The organism is Larkinella sp. (assembly GCF_965227735.1).
GTDB lineage: Bacteria > Bacteroidota > Bacteroidia > Cytophagales > Spirosomataceae > Larkinella.
Genome location: NZ_OZ245776.1, coordinates 5,327,496 through 5,344,352, shown reverse-complemented (window position 1 = coordinate 5,344,352; position 16,857 = coordinate 5,327,496). Strand labels below are relative to the sequence as shown.

The 16,857-nt window shown below is 49.5% G+C and carries 13 protein-coding genes and 1 pseudogene; 12 read left to right on the top strand and 2 right to left on the bottom strand.

From position 1 onward, the window contains the following. Positions 1-6: 6 nt before the first annotated feature. Positions 7-498, top strand: a complete 492-nt coding sequence (locus ACO064_RS20870) for a hypothetical protein (protein WP_421829166.1) — start codon at positions 7-9, stop codon at positions 496-498. Positions 499-518: 20 nt separating this feature from the next. After that, a complete protein-coding gene (locus ACO064_RS20865) occupies positions 519-1,151 on the top strand; it encodes an NADAR family protein (protein WP_421829165.1) in 633 nt (210 codons plus the stop codon). A 49-nt stretch (positions 1,152-1,200) separates the two neighbouring features. On the opposite strand, the gene ACO064_RS20860 is transcribed toward ACO064_RS20865, so the two are convergent. Continuing rightward, positions 1,201-1,401, bottom strand: coding sequence for a hypothetical protein (locus ACO064_RS20860; RefSeq protein WP_421831089.1), 201 nt, complete (start codon positions 1,399-1,401; stop codon positions 1,201-1,203). Here ACO064_RS20860 and ACO064_RS20855 point away from each other — a divergent pair. From ACO064_RS20855 to ACO064_RS20815, 9 genes and pseudogenes are all read left to right on the top strand, one after another. Then, positions 1,336-2,235, top strand: coding sequence for an RHS repeat domain-containing protein (locus tag ACO064_RS20855; protein ID WP_421829164.1), 900 nt, complete (start codon positions 1,336-1,338; stop codon positions 2,233-2,235). The genes ACO064_RS20860 and ACO064_RS20855 overlap by 66 nt on opposite strands. Before the next feature lie 23 nt (positions 2,236-2,258). Next, positions 2,259-2,513 carry a DUF7660 family protein gene (locus tag ACO064_RS20850; RefSeq protein ID WP_421829163.1) on the top strand — a complete coding sequence of 85 codons (255 nt, stop codon included), beginning with the start codon at positions 2,259-2,261 and terminating at the stop codon, positions 2,511-2,513. 219 nt (positions 2,514-2,732) lie between these two features. Continuing rightward, a pseudogene (locus tag ACO064_RS20845) lies at positions 2,733-2,945 on the top strand (RHS repeat-associated core domain-containing protein); the annotation flags it as partial. A gap of 9 nt (positions 2,946-2,954) precedes the next feature. Next, complete coding sequence (locus tag ACO064_RS20840; protein WP_421831045.1) at positions 2,955-3,620, top strand: ParB N-terminal domain-containing protein; 666 nt, start codon at positions 2,955-2,957, stop codon at positions 3,618-3,620. Then, positions 3,620-4,069, top strand: a complete 450-nt coding sequence (locus ACO064_RS20835) for a hypothetical protein (RefSeq protein ID WP_421829162.1) — start codon at positions 3,620-3,622, stop codon at positions 4,067-4,069. The genes ACO064_RS20840 and ACO064_RS20835 overlap by 1 nt, the downstream gene beginning before the upstream one ends. A gap of 129 nt (positions 4,070-4,198) precedes the next feature. Then, entirely contained in the window at positions 4,199-4,606 is a 408-nt protein-coding gene (locus tag ACO064_RS20830) for a DUF4279 domain-containing protein (RefSeq protein WP_421829161.1), read from the top strand. Positions 4,607-4,839: 233 nt separating this feature from the next. After that, a complete protein-coding gene (locus tag ACO064_RS20825) occupies positions 4,840-7,257 on the top strand; it encodes an SdrD B-like domain-containing protein (protein ID WP_421829160.1) in 2,418 nt (805 codons plus the stop codon). Between the two features lie 11 nt (positions 7,258-7,268). Further along, positions 7,269-7,772 carry a hypothetical protein gene (locus ACO064_RS20820; protein ID WP_421829159.1) on the top strand — a complete coding sequence of 168 codons (504 nt, stop codon included), beginning with the start codon at positions 7,269-7,271 and terminating at the stop codon, positions 7,770-7,772. An 11-nt stretch (positions 7,773-7,783) separates the two neighbouring features. Continuing rightward, positions 7,784-12,337 carry an RICIN domain-containing protein gene (locus ACO064_RS20815; RefSeq protein WP_421829158.1) on the top strand — a complete coding sequence of 1,518 codons (4,554 nt, stop codon included), beginning with the start codon at positions 7,784-7,786 and terminating at the stop codon, positions 12,335-12,337. A gap of 5 nt (positions 12,338-12,342) precedes the next feature. Here ACO064_RS20815 and ACO064_RS20810 read toward each other — a convergent pair whose 3' ends face one another. Then, positions 12,343-13,374, bottom strand: a complete 1,032-nt coding sequence (locus tag ACO064_RS20810; RefSeq protein ID WP_421829157.1) for a LacI family DNA-binding transcriptional regulator — start codon at positions 13,372-13,374, stop codon at positions 12,343-12,345. A gap of 394 nt (positions 13,375-13,768) precedes the next feature. Here ACO064_RS20810 and ACO064_RS20805 point away from each other — a divergent pair, with 394 nt between their 5' ends. Continuing rightward, positions 13,769-16,852: a SusC/RagA family TonB-linked outer membrane protein gene (locus ACO064_RS20805; RefSeq protein WP_421829156.1), complete on the top strand. Its 3,084-nt coding sequence runs from the start codon at positions 13,769-13,771 to the stop codon at positions 16,850-16,852. Positions 16,853-16,857 lie beyond the last annotated feature (5 nt).

Below are 16,857 nucleotides of genomic sequence, written 5' to 3'. Positions count from 1 at the left end.
TAAAAGATGAATGAAGGATTGATAAGTGATTTAAATATGAAATATTTAGAAGCAGTTGCACTTTATGAAGCTGAAATAACTAGCAGTTCACTTCCAGACCTTGTTAGTTACACAAATTTAGCTTTTTTATATTGGGAATTTGCTGCGGAGTATTATGAGTTTAATATTCCGCAGCAAATTCCTGAAAAATGGAGCTTAATTGGCGGGGAAAGATTTCCAATAATTATTAAAATGGGACTAGAAAAATATCCATTAAGTGCAGAACTACATTTTTGGGAGAGATATTTTCCTCACAGATTGTTCAACAGCAAATTCTCTCAAAAAGATTGTGAAAGTTTGCTAAAAAAATACAAGGAAGATAACAGCCTAATTCCTTATTTTTTTCTATACTTATTTGACCAAGAAAGATATAAAGAAAATATAGTAAAACTAATAGAGGAGTGCAATAGACTCCCTACAGCGAAGAATTTATATATAAAATCAATCCTTACAGACTAATGCTCGTCTATATAAATGACATGAACGAGATAAAATTTTATAGAGTAAGTGGACCATATGGCTTTTTGTCCAACTTTTCACCGCACCCAATTTATGTCGAAAGAGAAATGTGGGCAACAGTCGAACATTATTTCCAAGCGAGTAAATTTGAAAATAACGAGGTCCGAAAAAAGATCAAATCTTTTAATTCGCCAATGAAAGCAGCTCAAGAAGGCAGAAGTAGAAACTATGTTATTAGAGCCGACTGGGAGTCGGTAAAAGATAGCATAATGCTTAATGGATTGATAGCTAAATTTTTACAGCACCAAGAATTAAAAGTAGAATTATTAAAAACTGAAGATGCGATCTTGATTGAAGATTCTTTTAATGATAGTTATTGGGCTAATGGAGGAGATGGAAAAGGAAAGAATAGGTTAGGTAAATTATTGATGGATGTTCGAGAAATCATAATAACTATTTCTAATGATACAAACATAGTCTTTCCTCCTTGGATGGCTTTTCCAGAATTAAGCCAATATGATATTTTTTGGAGAATGGGCTTAGGTGAAGAATATTTAACAAGATGGTCTCAGTATTATTTGAGTATTGCTGATCAAGAAGTATATAAAATAAAATTTCCTGAAAATGAGAATTGGGAAGGAATTTATGATTAATTTATTTTACTTTAATCTTTTAATTGAAGTCAACCAATTAAATTAAGAGTTAAGTCAAAATAGGTGAATAAAAAAAAACGAAACCATCAGACAGTTCTTTGACATGCTGAAATAATGTAATATTACCTCTGTTTTTGCCTTTAGTAAGCAACAACGGGTCGGTTACTACAGCTTTGGTCTGGCGGTGCTGCGGCAAGGCGACGTCAACACCAACAAGTACCTCTACAACGGCAAGGAGCAGCAATTGCAAACGCCCTGGTTGGATTATGGGGCCCGGATGTACGATCCCACGATTGGGCGGTGGAGTGTGGTCGATCCGCTGGCGGATGTGGAACCAGGCTTAACGCCGTATCGGTATGCGTATAATAACCCGGTTTTGGTGACGGATCCGGATGGGATGTTTGAGTATTCTGATGGGTACAGCAAACAGGACAGTCGGTATTCGACGGGGTCGATGGAGTTCAATGGGACTTATCAGGATGGGGATGGAGCCAATAAAGGGGATGGACCCGGGAAAGGAAAGGGCAGCGAAAATAAGTCGAAGTTTTCAGACCTGACGGTTAATGAGCAGGCTGCCTGGCAAAAAGCTTCGATTGGGGAGCGGTTCCAGGCGTTTGAAGCCGTTGATGGGATTGAACCTTCGTTTGACCTAGAGGCCGCCTTATTACCAATTGGCAAGGGGATCAATCTGTTAGGAAAAGGGGTTAAGTGGTTAAAATCTTTTCTTAGGGCAGGAGCGGATGACATTCTTGTTCTAAGTCCAAAAGAAATCCATTTTATGCAAAGTAGTATAAAAAACGTTACAGGGGAATTTACTGTTTTGGGTAATGCTGAAGCACTGAAAACAGGAGCCTTAAACCCCAACGTATTAAAAATGAATGTGTGGAAAGACGCCAATGGAAAGATCTGGACACTTGACCATCGACGTTTAGGAGCATTTAGGCTCTCGGGCTTGGAAAAAGCACCAGTTCAGTGGGCTTCTCCAGCACAAGTTCAGAACCAAATGTGGAAAATGACAACAAAAAATGGTGGCACCTCCGTGAAACTTAAGTTGGGTGATGGAGACAATATAATAATTAAATAACTCTAAATTAAATAATTTAAGACATGAACTTAGAAGAATTGGTTGAATCAATAGATACTAAAGAGGATTTTATATCTTTTGTTGCCGCTTTAATCAATGATTTAAAAAACAATCCTGATACATGGGGAAATAGGACTCTTTTCAACTACCTCGAAGCCCTTCAAAGTTGGACTGAGGATATGGACGGCTATTATTATAATAAGAACATATCAGTTCCTAAAGATGTTAATTGGAGAGTTTTTGCCAACATACTTATTGCCGCAAAGGTGTATGAGTAACATGCTGTTGGTGCCGATCAATGGCGTTTTAAAGTGTATTATTTTATCCGGTAGTTTACAACTTTTCTGACTTTAAACGACCAATTCGACATCTACGTTTTTTTGAATTCTGAGACTCGAATAAAACTATAAAATCGGTAGAGATTCGGGGCTGGCGAATTGTTCTTTGATATAGGCAACAAGCTAACATAATTATAGCAAACGGAGTACTACAGTTTTGGTCTGGCGGTGCTGCGGCAAGGCGATGTCAACACCAACAAGTACCTCTACAACGGCAAGGAGCAACAGTTGCAAACGCCCTGGCTGGATTACGGGGCCCGGATGTATGATCCCACGATTGGGCGCTGGAGTGTGGTCGATCCGCTGGCGGATGTGGAACCAGGCTTAACGCCGTATCGGTATGCGTATAATAACCCGGTTTTGGTGACGGATCCGGATGGGATGTTTGAGTATTCTGATGGGTACAGCAAACAGGACAGTCGGTATTCGACGGGGTCGATGGAGTTCAATGGGACTTATCAGGATGCTGGCGATGGACCAGGCAAGAGAGATAACCCCGCGAGCAGCAAGAAAAAAGATAAAGTATCTGGACCTCTTCTGAGTGAATCCGGGCAAACGATTAATCCCGACGGAAGTGCGTATTTTGATCCCAGTGATCGTACCAATGCCTGGCTGTTCGCTGCCGATAAACGGGACGAAGATGATCCGACCCGGATTATTGATAACTTAATCACCATATTTAGCCCGACCAAATTGTTAGGGGGATTGGGTTTGTTGAGTAAATCGAATCCGGGGAGCAAGATTGTTGCGGCTAAACAATTGGCCGCTAAGGTAGTAACTAAATTAAGCCCTTTTGAATTAGAAATAACTCACGGGATAACCAAGTCTAAAAATGCTTTTGCAAAGCTTAAAGAGGATATAAAACTTAACGGTGTGCAGGAGTCGATAAAATTTGTTGAACATAATGGAAAAAGATTTGTAGTAGATGGCCATCATCGTTTAAGGGCAGCAAAAGAATTAGGAATTCAAGATGTTCCGGTTCAACAAGTAAAATTGCCTTATGCAGGATACAAAACAGTTGAAGACCTAATCTATTCACCTTACTAATGGCTATTTGGCAATATCAACTATTTGTTATCCCAGGAGAAGAGATCAATTCTTATTTTGGAGATAATTTATTTATCGATAACAATGCATTAAATGAAATTAATTGGTGGAAGTATCGCCAATTAACCATTAATAATTTTAACATCTTTAAGTCTTTTCTACCATTAAAACAATCTTGGTCAAGTGATATCATCTTATTTGGAGATGAAAGCTCAAACTGCATTGAGCTTTTAATGGATAATAATATAATTGTTGAAATTTCCATAAGAATAGATGTAAGAAATAATTATAAGGAATTCGTATTGGCACTTTGTGACTTTTCCCAGAAGTATGGCTGTGTATTGTTAAATGATACTTTAAAGATTCTTAGCCCTATAGCAGAATTGATAGAGCAAGACATAATTATACACCCACTATACAAATCATTTTTAGATAAATTGAACAAATAGATTTTTAAAAACAATAAAATTCATTCAAATATCTTAATATAATTTGTATAAGGATACGAAGACTAATGAAATTCTCATTCTTCAAAAAGGTGGTAAAAGAGTTCCTATTCAAACTGGTGAATTTTTAAAATGAGAACTTCGACTAAAATAAAACTTGTTTTTTCGATCTTTGGAGATCTACTTAACCCTCTTTTATTTAGTGAGTTAACAGGGATAAATCCATCTTCTACTTGGTTGAAAGGCGATACTATTTCCAATCGAATCAATTTATTTAGAAAAGAAACCTGTTGGACATACTCGTATATCGAGACCTTATATTTAGAAGAACTCCTGGAAAATTTCTTTCAAAAATTCAGACCAAATCTATCTAAACTTTCCGATTACATAAAAATCAATAATTTAGAGACTAAAGTAGATATAGTAGTAGAAATCGTAAACGATGAAAAACCGTCATTATCCTTTAGCAACCATTTCCTGGATTTAGTAGTAAAAATAAATGGAGAAATAGACATTGATCTATATTATCTGGTGGAATAAATGAAATTAAGCCGAATAGGAGATGATTCAATTGAATAAAGAGCAAGTATATCAACTTATCATATTTGTCAATACGTACACCGAGAAACCACTTATAGCATGAGTATAATTGCCAAATTTGACTTGCTTTTGCAAACAAATTATACTGCTCGCAAATTAAAAGCCCATATACCATTCTTTAAAAAGCGTTTCAATCCGCAAGACCAAAAAACAACATAGAAATCAGATGAACCATGATGAACTATCTATCAACACTGGTTTTGTTCCTGTACTCGTCGGCCCTATCCGCCCAGATTTCGGGGCGGGTTTGGCAGGATGCCAATACCCGTAACGGGACCAAGGGCACAGAACGCCCGGTAAGCTCGGTGGCGGTGATGGCTTATGGGACAGACGGGCGATTAATCGCCCAAACGACGACGGGGGCCGATGGAACTTACCAATTGGTGGTTCCTCCACAACAGCCAGTCCGGTTGGAATTTGGCAATCTGGAAAAAGGCTGGCAACCGGTGGCAAACACACCCCTGGTGCGGTTTGCCACAACACCCGCCGAGGTCAATCTGGTTGTGCAGCACCCTGCCAACCAGTTGGGGGCCAATCCTCGGCTGGTTCAGACGGTTTATGTGAACGGCGACTACGGCGATGCGGGTGCTGATTCGCTCACGGCGGTGGCTATCACTGCGGCCTCCAGCGACCCATCCACGCTGAAACGAATCGCCACTCCCCGGCAGGTGGGTTCGCTCTGGGGGCTGGCGTATGACCGAACTTCCCAACGGCTCTATGCGGCCGCTCTCGCGAAACGGCACGCCGGTTTCGGTCCATTAGGGTCGGGTGGTATCTACCGCCTGTCGCCCGACGACGGAACGGTTTTGCCCTTCATCAATCTCGATGCATTGGGCTTTGCTACAGCCCCGGCTAATCTGAAACGCGATTTGGGCAGTACCATTACGCGTGTCAGCCACGATTCGCTGATGTTTTCCCTGGTGGGCAAGTGCAGCTTAGGGGGCCTGGATGTAACCGACGACGGGCAGATGCTGTTCGTCATGAACCTTTACGACCGCGCTCTGTATACCATTCGTCTGCCTGCTGACGGCGCATTACCCCAGCCCGCGGATGTAAAAAAGTTTACACTGCCTCTGACGGCGGGCCAATCGGGCGACGCCCGGCCTTTTGCCGTTAAAATACACAACGACCAGGTCTACGTGGGTGTTGTTGAGGATGCCAGTCATTCGAAACGCGTTTCGGAGCTAAGAGCCATTGTATACCGATTCGATCCGAATGCCGACACACCTGCTTTTTCCGAGGTTTTTAGTACGGCCTTGAATTATCCACGGGGCATACTCGACTACGGCGTATCCGGGTGGCAACCCTGGACGGATGATTACCGGCAAGCCAGGGTTTCGTCGGCTCCCGACTGGCTCATCTATCCACAGCCTATCCTGGCTGACATTGAATTTGATACCGACGGATCGATGATTCTCGGCCTGATGGATCGACTCGGACACCAAACCGGGGATGGACAACTCTTTCGCCCGAATTCTTCCATGCCCTTGATGCCCTACCGGGGTTTGTCGGGAGGGGATGTGTTGCGGGTCGCTTTCCGGGATGGCCGTTACGAACTCGAACGAAACGGCGGTGTGGGTGACCAACAGTCGGCTGGCCGGAATAACCGGCAAGGACCCACCGGGGGTGAATTTTACCACGACGATCACTTTCAGGCCGATGGCATCGTTTGGCACCAGGAAACCGCTATGGGGGGACTCGCCCTTCTGCCGGAGCAAGGGCAACTGGTCGTAGCCGCCCGCGAACCGGTGCCGGGTCAGTATGTGACGGGCGGTTTTCGCTGGTTTGCCAATCAGACCGGAAATTTTGTTCGGGGGCTGGCAGTATTCCCGGGTGGGGAGAAGGCCGGTTATTTCTGGAAAACCAACAATGTGGGCGATGTCGAAGTCATCGCTGACCCTCCTCCGCTGACCCTCGGCAACCGGGTCTGGCACGATCGCAACGCCAATGGCCAACAGGATGCCGACGAACCGGGGCTGCCAGCCATTCAGGTAACACTCTATCGCGCAGGGAAATTGGCAGGACAAACCCAAACCGATCAGGAGGGGTATTATGCTTTTGATAACCAATCGGTAGCCGGTGGTTTACAGCCCCTGACGGACTACGAAATCCGCGTACCCCTGCAACAAACCGTTCATTTGGGCCTGAGCTTGCCCGCGCCGGATCGGCGCAAAGCAGTAGCCACCAGCCAGGCTGACCAAATTGACAATGACGCCATTCTGGCCGACCAGACGGCGCTGATCCGGTTGACTACCCCGGCAGGGGGCGGGTCGATGACGGGGTTAGACATCGGGCTAGAGTGTGGCTCCTGTGCCCCCACCAGCCAGACTGCCGAGCCGGAACGTCTGACGCTCACGCCTAATCCGGCAGGTGTGCAGACGGCCGTGCGCTATCGCGGGTATCAGCAAACCGGTGCATTGATGCTCACCGTGTTGGACTTACAGGGCAAGCCCCTGATGACGACTGCCGGCAATTTAACCGATCATCAGTATACACAGACCCTCAACCTGACCAGGCTGACCAGTGGTCATTACTTCGTAACCGTCAGCGAGGGCGATCAGACAACGACCGTTCGTTTCGTGAAACACTAATTTTTATGGGTATGGAACTGCTTTTCAGGAAGGCCAAATACATGGGGCTGGTTATTTTTCTGGCTTTGGTCGGCAACACGAGCCGATACCGCCCCGGTGCTTTCCCCGCGTACCCCGCTCCGTTGGTAAAAGATTGTTTTTCGGGAAAATGGGGCAACGACTTCGTGCTTTGCGATAAGGAACGGAGTGGAAAAAAGGGGAAAGCCAATCAAAAGAATCGGCTGGAAGAAGAACTGGTCCTCCAGTTTAAGGGGAAAGACAAAGGGGAACTCAGTTTTTATGATTGCCGGAATACCAAACGAAGTGACCTGTCCATCTCCTTTCATTACGAAGTAGCGAATGACGTCATTCGCTTCTACTGGGAGGGAAAACCGGATGAGATTGAAACCTACAAAGCCGCTTTCAATTTTCGGGATACGTTTCGTTACGACTGTCGCAAGGATACGCTGGTGTTTACCGACGGTTTTCTGAACAATACGCTTTACCAGGGCAGTACGTATTTTGTGCGCCGTTAATCCTCCCTCCTATGAAACGGTTTCTTCTCGTTGCATTGCTGCTGTTTGCTTCGGTCAATGCAGCAAAGGCACAAGGTCAGGTTCCTAATTTACGGCCTTCTTTGTCGCCCCAATCACCCAATGTAGCATCGCTGGGCCGGTTCGGTGAGCATCCGGTCAGTTTGAATACGGGAATACCGTCGATCACCGTTCCGGTTTTCAACATCTCGGCGGGTCAGGTGCGGGTTCCGGTCAGTTTCGATTACCATGCCGGAGGGCATAAAGTGACGGATCAGGCGAGTTGGGTTGGCTTGGGCTGGGCTTTAAATACGGGCGGGGTCATTTCACGCAGCGTGACGGGTCGGCCGGATGAACAGTCGGATATTTTGTACTGGCCCGGCGTTCATCCCAACCTGGATCCCAATGTGAGTGGAAATACGGACTGCGACAACATATTCTTTTACTTTGAACAATATAATAACCGGGTCTACGATTCCGGGTATGATGTGTTTAACCTGACTTTTCCAGGTGGACGGACCCTTAAGTTTGTGCTCATTCCGGACGGTACGGGCAGCGTTGCCACCACCATGCCTTTCGAGCGGGTTAAAATCAGTCTCATACAAGCCCAAACGGGAACCATCACCGGCTTTACGGTCACCGACGAAGACGGCATCGTTTATACGTTCGACCAGACCGAATCCGTCGCTTTTAACAATGGCAGCGGACAACTCAGCTACACCAGTGCCTGGCAGCTCAGCAAAATTCAGGGAAACCGACCGGATGATCTGGTTCAGTTTTATTATACATCCGTCAGTCATACCAGTACCACCGACATCGTCGATACGCAAACCATTGTAGATCAGACCTCTGGTGATTGCAGTTTTGCTTTTCTGGGCAATCAGAATTTCACTTCTGCTGCGGTCAGTACGTATCATACCACCCGCCAGTTGCAGGAAATCGTTTTTCCGGGCGGGAAACTAACGTTTACGCCGGAAGCTGCAAACCGAGCCGACATACCCGGTCTAAAAGCGTTGGATTACATCGATGTGTATGGATTCAACATTAGTTCCAACACCTTCCAGCGAATCAAACGGATTGACCTCCAGCAGGGGTACTTTCCAACTATTCAACCGCAGAATTACAGTTATCTCAGTGCGCCATTGAAACTCAACGCCGTGTTGATGCAGGATATCAACAACGGGATTATCAGTAAATATCTGTTCGAATACAACATGACTCAGAACCTGCCGGGAACCCAATCGCGCAGCCGGGATGTCTGGGGCTATTATAACGGAGCCAGCAACCCGACCACGCTTATACCAGTCCAAACCGTCAACCTGTACGGCACCGCTGGCTACATGGGTTCGACAACGGTCGGTGGAGCCAATCGCTCGTGTAGCGATCCCCACATGCAGGCCTGGATTCTGAACAAAATAACCTACCCGACGGGCGGCTATTCCCGTTTTTTCTACGAATCCAACCGGTATTTTGACGCAGGTACAAATGCCATCCAGTTAGCGGGCGGACTTCGGGTGAACCGAATCGAGACCCAGGCATCGGCCAATGACCCGCTTAAAGTCAAAACATACCGCTACGGCTCCGGTGAAAATGGATACGGAGCCCTTAATGTGACCCTGAATAAAAGCAGTTGGTCCAACGTATACTCCGAACAGCTTCCTCCCGACTGTCGGCAACAAACCCGCGTATTCGGCTCCAATCCCACCTCCAGCATCAGCCCGTTCGACGGCAGCCCGGTTACGTATCCGGAAGTGGCCGAGTATGAAGGCACTTACAACGGTTCGAATGAAAACGGAAAAACCGTCTATACCTTCCGAACCAGTGGTGACGTAACGTTTGGAGTAGGCGGGGGTAATTCCGGACGAACCTATGTCGCCAGTTATCATTGGGATCGGGGCCAACTGCTCACCAGAACGGTTTATAATCAGGCCAACCAGATGCTTCACCGGCAGGTCAACACGTATATGAACCCGATAAAAACTGAAGTGGCAAAAGTCGGGGTTCTGATTCTGAAAAACCTGACCTACACAACCGAATGGGCCACCTACTATTCCAATCCCAGAACCCCACCGCCCTGCGACTATCTACGCAACCAGTATACACCGCCCACCTACTATCCCTGGCCCAAAGGAAACATCCGGCTATTCCGAACCGAGGCCTACCAGTACCCTGCGGGCAATGGCAATGCCGTCGCAACCAGTACCGAAACCGTGTACAACGCCGATTACCAACCGGCTCAGCAAACCGTTACGGCCGCTGATGGCAGCATCACCGTGCGGCAGATGCGGTACGCGTTTGACCTCAGTTTTCCGACGCCAGCTTCGGGGCCAACACGCGGCATTCAACTCCTGCGGAATCGGGGACAGCGGAACAGCATTATTGAAGAATATGCATACCGAAAAAGCTATTCTGCCGATCCCAATCCGTATTTAATCGGGGGTCAATTGAATCTTTTCGAAGAAAACAGCCTCGTTCCGGGGTATGCGTTGCCGAAAGAAACACACCGGCTGCAGGTGATGGATCGCTGCTGTCTGCTGAGTAGCTACGTTCCCTTATCGCTGACAAACAGCACGACGAACAAAGACCCCCGATACGGGCTGGAGTTGACTTACACAGCCTACGATAGCCGGGCCAATCCGCTGGAATACGTGCTGCGGAATGGTTTGCGCACACGCCTGGAATGGAATGTCTACAATCCTGGAATCGTTCCTTTTTCGGTTTTCACCAGTGAAACATCCAATTACAATACCGCGGCCAGTTTAACGACCCGCTATGCCTATGATGTTCCGCTCCTGGGTGTAAAAACCACAACCGATCCGAATGGCTTTGCAACCCAATATGAATACGACAATTTTGGGCGACTGGATGCCATTCGCGACCACGACCTGAATTTGCTCAAAACCTTCGACTACAATTATGCAAACGGCGAACAAAACCCCAAGAAGCTCGCTCCGTTTTCAACGGTCAACAGTTCGGTTGGAAGCGGATGTTTCTTGATTTACAACGCCTTGTCCGGCAAAGTATTACAGACGATGAACGACAATACCGTTCAGCAGCAAACGCCGGTCGGCGGGCAAACCAACCAGATCTGGCGATTCGATCAGCAACCCAATAATACTTTTAAGTTGACGACCCAGAATGGCAGTGGTCAGGCCCTCCAAACGAATTCGGCCAATCAGGGCGAGTTTCTGCGGATTGGGAACTATACCGGCACCAACCTTCAACTGTGGAATTTTAACGAAACCGCTGCCAACTCCCGGCAGTACCGGGTCAGTCTGTCGGCGGGCCTAACCTGGGACATCGAAGGCGCAGGAGCCGGTCCTAAAGCTCAACTGTACGGCAGCATGACCAATCCCGGCGATTTTCATTATAACCAGCCGTACCGTTTTTTCCAGCTTTTATCCGTATCCTGTCCGGGCTGTTCAGCCCCAATTCCTGCCCTGTCGGCCAACCCCGCGTCTATTTGTCCGGGGCAGACCGCCACCCTAACCGCCAACGGCTGCACGGGCGGAACCATCACCTGGTCAACGGGGGCCATCGGCAACACGCTGCTGGTCAACAACAGCGGTACATATTTAGCAACTTGCACGCTCAACGGCTGCACCAGTGCGGCCGGGCAGGTAACGGTGCAAACCAACGCCAATTGCGCGGGGGGCGATGCCGTAGGAAATGGGTGTTTTGTCATTTCGAGTGTTTATTCCGGCAAAGCTATGCAGGTGATGAGCGACAACACCATTCAACAGCAAACGCGGGTTGTGGGACAGGCCAACCAAATCTGGAAATTCGAGCAACAGGGAAACGGTCAGTATAAACTCACCTCGCAAAACGGGAGCGGGCAGGTGGCGTCCGTCAACGCAGCGGGCAACGGAGAGTTGGTTCGTCTGGCTGCTTTTACCAATACGACCCTTCAATTCTGGAGCTTTTCCCAAACCGCTGCGGGCAGCGGGCAGTACCGGGTGCATCAGGCCGCCGGAAATACCTGGGATTTAAGAAGCCGTGGCGTCGACCCGGAACTTCAATTATGGGGAAGTGTTCAGAACACCTCCGATCCGGACTATGCAGGTACGTATCGAATTTTCAGGCTCACTTCGGTGGGCTGTCCTACCTCTCCGAACTGCTACTCCCTTCGGTTGGTCGCTAACGGGAAACGATTAACCAACGCGAATGGCACCCTGAAAATACAGGATCCGGACGATAGCCAGAACGGACAAATCTGGAAAATTGACCCCGTAGGTTCTTCCACTAAGCTCACGACCATGTCCGGCACGGGACTGGTTATCAGTGCGGCTGGCGGGAATCAAACGCTGGATACCGATCTGGTTCTCCAATCGTATACTGGTCAGGCACATCAGCATTGGACGCAGCAGTTGGTTAATGATGGCAATCCGGGAATGAAGTACGGTTTTGTCAGCAACAACGGGAGCTTCGCCTGGTCGAGTGTCTACAATTGGGGGGGAGGTAATCCTTCCGCGCCCGCCGTGAGCGATTTCACGCTAAAACCGGTCGCCGATTTGCTCATTTACGGAGCCATGAAGTGGTTTTTAGACAGTCGAACCTGTCCCTGGTAACTTCCTCAAACCGCCTTCAAAACCGGCTGCGTCGATTTGCGAATCACCAGCGTGGTGTCCAGCGTCTGGGTTTCCGGAACAAAATCGGAACCCTCCGCCAGTTGCCGCAACAGAAGCCGGGCGGCCACCCGGCCGATCTCATTGGTCGGCTGGACAACCGACGTGAGGGGCGGAGTGACGAACGCACTGTGGGGCGCGTTGGAAAAACCGACCAGCGAAATTTCATCCGGGATCGACAAGCCATTCTCCTGAATGCAAACCAGGGCTTCGATGGCCGTCGGATCGTTGACGGCAAACAGCGCATCGGGGCGGTCGGGTAAATTCAATAATTGCTGAGTGTAAAACCGGGCTTTTCCTTCCACAAAATCGCAGGGCATAATGATCGTTTCGTCGATGGGAAAGGAGTGGGCTTTCAGCGCGTCGATGTAGCCGTTCAGGCGGTTTCGGCTCATGGTCAGGTTTTCGGGACCGGCCAGGTGGGCAATCCGCCGACAACCCGTCTGGATCAGGTGTTCGACCGCCCGGAATGCGCCCCGGTAATCGTCTACCAGCACCTTCGATCCCTGCAGTTCATCCACAATCCGGTTGAAAAAAACCACCGGCAACCCCTTGCGCTGGGCCGATTGAATATGCTCGTATTCATTCGTTTCCCGCGTAATCGCCATAATCAGTCCCTCCACCCGGCTCGACAGCATGGCCTGCAAATTATGCTTTTCAATCTCCAGCGACTCGTTCGACTGCCCGATCATCACCTTGTAACCGGCCGCATTGGCCACTTCCTGCACCCCCAGAATCACATTGGGAAAATAGGCATGAACAAACTCCGGGACCAGCACGCCAATGATGTCGGTTTTGTTTTTCCGCAAACTCGTCGCAATCGTGTTGGGTTGGTAATCCAGCTCGTGGGCCAGATCCAGAATGGCTTTTTTGGTGTCCGGGTTGATATCCGGCGCATTCCGCAACGCCCGTGAGACGGTTGATATGGAGACATTTAATTTAATGGCAATATCCCAGATGGTTGGTTGTTTACTTCTCATACGGACAGGGTCGGATTCACATACTAAAGATAAAATCTCCGCTACGTTACACAAGACGCTTTCTGTTGTTTTTCTACTACCGCTCTCGCCGGGAAGCCAAAACGTCAATATGATTTTTTATGGATTCCGAACCAATCCGGACTTTCCCGTCCGTCTCAACGCTTTTGAAATCAGGCCCGCCAGTTTCCACTCCGGCAACGTTACCGGAAACGTTTTTTTTGATTCCCTCTAAAACTTGACTCCTTTCCGGTTGCCGTTCTCTTTTTACTTCTGTTAAATTCCGAAATAATTCAATAAAAAAGGCCTACACATTACCGTTTGCCTAAATTCCCGTCGTCGGGTTCTCAAAAGAAAACGAATTGACTATTTGAACTATTCCAATCCATGTACCTGTATGAAAATAAATCTAAGAAAGGTTGGCTGGCTGGCACTGCTGCTGCTGGCCCCCACCATCCGGCTGCAAGTCCTGGCACATCACCCGGCTTTATCCACGACTAGCCCGTCGGCCCCAACGGCGGTGTTGCAGATCCGGGGGCTGGTCGCGTCCGAAACCGGCGAGACGCTGCCGGGCGTTACCATCGCCGTAAAAGGCACCACGATCGGCACCACCACCAACGAAGCGGGTCAGTACAGCATCAGTGTTCCCGACGACAAGGCCGTGCTGGTTTTCAGTTCGGTGGGCTACGAAAAACAGGAAATACCGGTCGGCAACCGCAGTACGATCAATGCGGTTTTGAAAGCCGACACCAAAGCCCTGGGCGAAGTCGTCGTAATTGGTTACGGCACCCAGCAACGCCGGGACCTGACGGGTTCGGTGGCATCCATCAAAGGCAAAGACCTGGAAAATCTGCCCGTTCAGGGGGCACTGGAAGCCTTGCAGGGCCGGGCCGCCGGGGTCGAAATTGTGCAGAGCAGCGGGTCACCGGGAGGTAGCCCGACGGTTAAAATCCGGGGTATTACGTCGCTCAACGCGGGCAACAGTCCGCTCTATATCGTTGACGGCGTGCCGATTACGGGCAACATCAACGTGGTCAATCCGAATGACATTCAATCCATGGAAGTGTTGAAAGATGCCTCGGCCTCGGCTATTTACGGTGCAAGGGGAGCCAACGGGGTGATCATCATCACGACCAAACGCGGCAAGTCGGGCAAAACGGCCATCAATGTCAGCACCTACACCGGTTTTTCGGAAGTCAGAAAGCAGATTCCGATGCTGAATGCCGTGCAGGAACGCGATTACATCCTGAACGCCGTCCAGAATGCGGGCGTTCCGGAAGTACGGCTGGGGCTCGATACGCTGTTCAACGGCAATACGCCGGTATACGACACCAATTGGCAAAACGAGCTGTTTCGGAACGCTCCGGTTTCCAATTATGAAATATCGCTGCGGGGCGGCAACGATAAAACGACCTATGCGGCCAGTCTGGGGCTGTTCGATCAGAAAGGGGTCGTGATCAGTTCGGGCTACAAAACCTACCGCGGCCGGTTCAGCATCGATCACCAGGCTTCTTCACGCTTTAAAACCGGGGCCAACATTCTGCTGTCGACCGCCAAACGCGATATGATTCCCGAGGGCGACGACAACAATGCCGTGCTGACCAACGCCCTGCGGATGCTGCCGTTTTCGCCGGTATACAACCGCGACGGTTCCTACACCTTCGTCGATCAGATCCAGCGGCCCAACCCGGTCGCCCTGGCCACCCAGAGCAGCATCTTTTCCGTTTCCAACCGCCTGCTCGGTAATATTTACGCCGACTATATGATTCTGAAAGACCTGACGCTGCGCTCGACTCTGAACATCGACTATGCCGGCAACCGGAACGAAAACTTCATTCCGAGCACCATCCAGGGTGGAGCCGCCCGACCGGCCACCGCATCGTACGGCGACGGTTTTAGCTGGATCAGCGAAAACACCCTGAACTACAGCCGATCCTTCGGTCAACATGCGGTTTCGGGCCTGCTCGGCTATAGCGTGCAGGAAACCCGGACGTTCAACCTGTCGGCCGCGGCCAATCAGGGAGCGACGGACAACATTCCGACGCTGAATGCGGCTGCCACGGCAACGGGGGCTTCGAGCAGCAAATCCGCCTGGGGGCTGGTTTCGTATTATGCCCGGCTCAATTACAGTTTCAACGACAAGTATTTGCTGGCGGCCACGCTGCGCCGGGACGGTTCCTCCCGGTTTGGGAGAGACAATCAATACGGCACATTTCCTTCTGTATCAGCCGGTTGGCGGATTTCGCAGGAACCGTTCATGCAGAGCCTGCCTTTTATCAATGACCTGAAATTGCGGGCTAGCATCGGCGTGGTTGGCAACCAGTCCATCAGCGATTACGGGGCGCAGGGTCTCTACAGCACCGGACGTAACTACATCGGCAAATCCGGCATTGCGCTGTCGGCGGTTCCCAATCCATCACTTAGCTGGGAATCGACCACGCAGTCGGACGTCGGCATCGACGTGTCATTTTTGAACGACCGCATTGCATTTACCGCCGATGCCTACCTGAAAAAGACGGACGATCTGCTGCTGTCCGTGAATCTGCCGACGAGTTCGGGCTTTAGTTCGGCCTTGCAAAACGTGGGCGACACGCAGAACAAAGGACTGGAATTCAGTGTCTCCAGCCAGAATCTGGTGGGTGCTTTCAAATGGAGCACAAATTTCAATATTTCCTTTAACCGCAACAAGATTGTCCGGCTTTCCAACAACAACGCCGACATCATTCAGGCCAGTGCCGATGCGGTTTTCTTCAGCGACCGCCCCGTCGGCATCGGGCGGGTGGGCGAACCCATCGGCGTGTTCTTCGGCTATGTGTATACAGGCCGCGTTTACGCGACTTCAGAAGAAGCCCTGGCGGCTAACCTGCGGGATGGCAGCAAAACCGGGCCGCTCTATCAGGCCGGTGACATGATTTACGAAGACCTCAACGGCGATGGCGTGATCAATGCCGACGACCGGCGAATTATCGGCAACTCCAACGCCAAACACACCGGTGGTTTAACCAACACCTTCTCCTACAAAGGGTTCGACCTGTCGGTTTTCATGCAATGGTCCTACGGCAACCAGATTTTCAACCAGACCCGCCAGTCGTCCAACCGGAGTTTTGTCTACAACGCAGCCACGACCGAAGTGCTGCGGAGCTGGCGGAAAGAAGGCGATGTGACCGACGTGCCACGGGGCGCTCCCAGCACCATCGGTCGCAACGGTTTTCCGTCGTCCCGCTGGGTTGAAGATGGGTCTTATCTCCGCGTCAAAACTGCTACGCTGGGTTACACCTTTCCGTCGGCCCTGCTCAAACGAATCAAAGTCGAAAGCCTGCGGGTATATGCTTCCGGCCAGAACCTGTTCACGTTCACGAACTACCTGGGCCTGGACCCCGAAGTGAATTTTCGGAACAGCCTGCCTTTGCTCCAGGGTATCGACTTAGGCACGTATCCGCAGGTTCGCACCTTCACCTTTGGCTTAAATCTGGGCTTCTAACCTGA